1 protein-coding gene is annotated in these 4,464 nt (G+C 67.1%); it reads left to right on the forward strand.

The window, feature by feature from the left end; translation table 11 throughout:
* On the forward strand, positions 1–4,464 hold a 4,464-nt coding region (locus tag J6497_RS40230), incomplete at both ends, for a non-ribosomal peptide synthetase (protein ID WP_225709677.1).

Consider the following 4,464-nt stretch of genomic DNA (forward strand, 5'->3'; position numbering starts at 1 on the left):
ATCCCGATTGGCCGCCCGATCGCGAACACTAAAGTTTATCTGCTTGACGGTCATGGCGCGCCGGTTCCGTTTGGGGCGGTCGGCGAGCTCTACATCGGCGGGGCGGGGGTGGCGCGTGGGTATCTGAACCAGCCGGAGCTGACGGCGGAGCGGTTCATCGCCAGCCCGTTTGTGGACGGCGACCGGCTGTACAAGACCGGGGATCTTGCGCGGTACTTGCCGGACGGCAATCTGGCGTTTTTGGGCCGCAATGACGAGCAGGTGAAGATCCGCGGCTTCCGGATCGAGCCGGGTGAGATCGCGGCGCGGCTCCTTGAGCACGCCTTACTGCGCGATGCGGTGGTGGTGGCGCAACAGGATCGCACGGGCGAGCCGCGGCTTGTCGCCTATGTGGTGTGTGCGTCCGAGGCTGGTTCGGATCGGCTGGATGGAGGCGAGCTCGCCAGCATCTTGCGCACGCATGTAAGTGCGCGGCTGCCGGAGTACATGGTGCCGTCGGCGTTTGTGCGGCTTGCGGCGCTGCCGCTGACGGTGAACGGCAAGCTGGACCGCAAGGCGCTGCCGGCACCGGAGGATGAGGCCTATGCGCGGCGCGCTTATGAGGCGCCGCAGGGGCCCATTGAGACGCAGCTAGCGACGATCTGGGCCGAGCTTCTGGGGTTGGCGCGGGTCGGACGGCACGACAACTTCTTCGCGCTGGGCGGCCACTCGCTGCTGGCTGTCAAGTTGATGGAGCGTCTGCGGCGGCTGTCGCTGGGGATCGAGGTGCGGACCTTGTTCGCCAAACCGGTGCTGGCGGATCTGGCCGCAAGCCTGGGCAGCCATCATGAGGTGGCGGTCCCGGCCAACCTGATCACGGAGAGCAGCACGGCGATCACGCCGCAGATGCTGCCGCTGATCGAGCTGGCGCAAGGAGAGATCGACCGGATCGTCGCCACGGTGCCCGGTGGCGTCGGCAACATCCAGGATATTTATGCCTTGTCGCCGCTGCAGGACGGCATCCTGTTCCACCATCTGTTGGCCAGCCGGGGTGATCCGTACCTGCTCATCTCGCAGCTGGCGTTTGCCGACCGTGGGTTGTTGGAGCGCTATCTGGCCGCGGTTCAGCGGGTGGTGGACCGGCACGACATTCTGCGCACCTCATTTGTCTGGGAGGGCCTGTCGCGCCCGGCGCAGGTGGTGTGGCGGAACGCGCCACTGCTTGTGACCGAGGTTGAGCTGGAGGGGTCTGGTGGTCCTGGCCACGAGCAGCTCAGGGATCGGTTTGATCCGCGCCAGCACCGGATCGATCTTGGTCAGGCGCCCTTGTTGCGGTTTGTGATTGCACGCGAGCCCGGCAGCGGGCGCTGGCTGCTGCTTCAGCTGCAGCATCATTTGATCGGGGATCACACGACCTCGGAAGTGATGCATGCCGAGGTGCAGGCCGCGCTTGGCGGGCGCGAGCATGAGCTGAGCGCGCCGCAGCCGTTCCGCAATCTGGTGGCGCAGGCGCGCCTGGGCGTTGGTGCAGACGCGCATGAAGCGTTCTTCCGCGCGCGGCTGGCCGATATCGACGAGCCGACCACGCCGTTTGGGCTGAGTGAGGTCCACGGCGATGGCCGCGGGGCTCGTGAGGCGCGGCGGATGCTGCCGCAGCAGCTGCACCAGCGGCTGCGCAGCCAGGCGCGGCGTCTAGGTGTGAGCCTGGCGAGCCTGTGCCATCTGGCGTGGGGGCAGGTGGTGGCGCGCAGCAGCGGGCGCGAGCAGGTGGTGTTCGGCACGGTGCTGTTCGGCCGCATGCAGGGGGGCGCCGGCGCCGACCGCACCATGGGCCTGTTCATGAACACCCTGCCGCTGCGGCTTGATCTGGACGGCACCGGAGTCGCGGCGAGCGTGCGGACCACCCACGCCCGCCTGGCCGAGCTGCTGGCGCACGAGCATGCCTCACTGGCGTTGGCGCAACGCTGCAGCGGCGTTGCGGCGCCGGCGCCGCTGTTCAGCGCGCTGTTGAACTACCGCCACAACACGCCGGCGGCCAGCTGCGGACCGGATGATGTGCTCTCGGGCGTGGAATGGTTGGGCGGAGAGGAGCGCACCAACTATCCGCTGACCTTGTCGGTGGAGGATTTTGGCGAAGCGCTGGGTCTGACGGCGGACGCGGCGGAGCCGGTATGTCCGGATCGGGTCTGCGGCTACATGGAGCGGGCGCTCGAGCGACTGGCCGACGCGTTGGAGCATGCCCCCAACACGCCGGTGCGGCAGCTAGAGATCCTGCCGGCCGAGGAGCGGGCGTATCTGTTGGAGGAGCTGAACCGGACGGCGGCGCCGTATCCTGAGCAGCGGTGCATCCATGAGCTGTTCGAGGCGCAGGTGCGCCAGGCGCCGGATGCGGTGGCGGTGATCGATGCGGACGAACGCCTCAGCTATGGCGAGCTCAATGCGCGGGCCAACCGCCTGGCGCATCATCTGATCGCGCGCGGGGTCAGGCCGGATCAGCCGGTGGCGATCTGCCTGGAGCGCAGCCCGGCGATGGTGGTGGGGGTTTTGGCGATCCTGAAGGCGGGCGGCGCCTATCTGCCGCTGGATCCGGCCTACCCGTCTCAGCGGCTGCGCCAGGTGCTGGGCGATGCGGCGCCACGACTGCTGCTGGCCGATGCGGCCGGTCGCGCCGCGCTCGGCACCGAGGCGCTGGCCGATGTGACGGCGGTCGATCTGGATACGGCCACCCCGCCCTGGGCCGGGCTGCCTGCCTTTGATCCCGAGCCGCGCGCCCTCGGCCTCACCTCGCGCCATCTCGCCTACGTCATCTACACCTCAGGCTCAACCGGTGCCCCAAAGGGCGTCATGGTCGAGCATCGGGGGATGACCAATTATCTGTCCTGGGCCTGCGAGGCTTACGCGCCCAGGTCATCCTCCCTGGTCTCCTCTTCTTTGGCCTTCGATGCCATAATCACGAGCCTGTTTGCGCCTTTGCTCTGTGGTGGCCATGCACAGCTTGTCAGGGAGGGAGATGAGGTCGAGGGGGTAAAGGAAAAGATCAGCTTGGGCTGCGGGCTCATCGATATCACCCCCAGCCATCTGGATGTGCTTGGGCAACAGATGTTGGCAGACTCGGCCGCCAGCCAGGTTGGACTGTTTATCATCGGCGGTGAAGCGCTGTCGCATTCGACAATCGAGCTGTGGCGCAGGATCCAGCCGACGGCCAGAATGGTGAATGAATACGGCCCAACCGAAACGATCGTCGGCTGTCTCTTCTATGAAGTTCCGACAGGGCCAGCTGTATCTGCGAACGTCCCGATCGGCCGTCCGATTGCCAACACGCGTGTGTATCTGCTGGACGGCCATGGCGCGCCTGTGCCGTTTGGGGCGGTGGGTGAGCTTTACATCGGCGGGGCGGGGGTTGCGCGTGGCTATCTGAACCGTGCCGATCTGACGGCGGAGCGGTTCATCGCCAGTCCCTTTGTGGACGGCGATCGGCTGTACAGGACCGGCGACCTGGCGCGCTATCTGCCCGATGGCAATCTTGAGTTCCTGGGCCGCAATGACGACCAGGTGAAGATCCGCGGCTTCCGCATCGAGCCGGGCGAGATCGCCGCACGGCTTTGCGAGCACGCCTGGGTGCGGGATGCGGTTGTGGTGGCGCGCCAGGACCGGTCCGGCGACAAGCACCTTGTCGCCTATGTGGTGGGCGCACCCGAGGCTGGCTCGGATGAGGACGATGGAGGCGGGCTGGCTGGCGCCTTGCGGGCGCACTTAAGTGCGCGGCTGCCGGACTACATGGTGCCGTCGGCATTCGTGCGGCTATCGGGGCTGCCGCTGACGGTGAACGGCAAGCTGGACCGCAAGGCACTGCCGGCGCCGGAGGATGAGGCCTATGCGCGGCGCGCTTATGAGGCGCCGCAAGGGCCCATTGAGGCGCAGCTAGCGACGATCTGGGCCGAGCTTCTGGGGTTGGCGCGGGTCGGACGCCACGACCACTTCTTCGAACTGGGCGGCCACTCGCTTCTTGCCGTGCGATTCTTGAGCCGGCTGTCGCAGGCGCTGGGTGTACAGCTGCCGCTGACGACGCTGTTTGCCAAACCGGTGCTGGCGGATCTGGCGGAAAGCATCGTCGAGATGATGAGCCGCTCCGGTCCGCAAGATCTCCCGGCGATTGCCGCCGTGTCGCGCGATGCGCCCCTTGTGCCGTCGTTTGCGCAGCAGCGGCTATGGTTTTTGGCGCAGCTGGATCAGGGCAGCACGAACTATCACATGCCACTGGCGTGGCGGCTGCGCGGCGTGCTCGACCGCAGCGCATGGCAGCGCAGCCTCGACCGTGTGGTGGCGCGGCACGAGGCGCTACGCAGCATTTTTGTTGCCTCGGAGGGGGAGCCTTGGGTTGAGGTTCTGCCGAAGGATGCGGGGCTGCCAGTTGTGCAGCACGATCTGCGGGGCCGGGGAGATGCGGACGCTGCGCTCGCGGAGCTGTGCCAGGAAGAGGCACGC

This window comes from Bradyrhizobium cenepequi, assembly GCF_020329485.1.
GTDB lineage: Bacteria > Pseudomonadota > Alphaproteobacteria > Rhizobiales > Xanthobacteraceae > Bradyrhizobium > Bradyrhizobium cenepequi.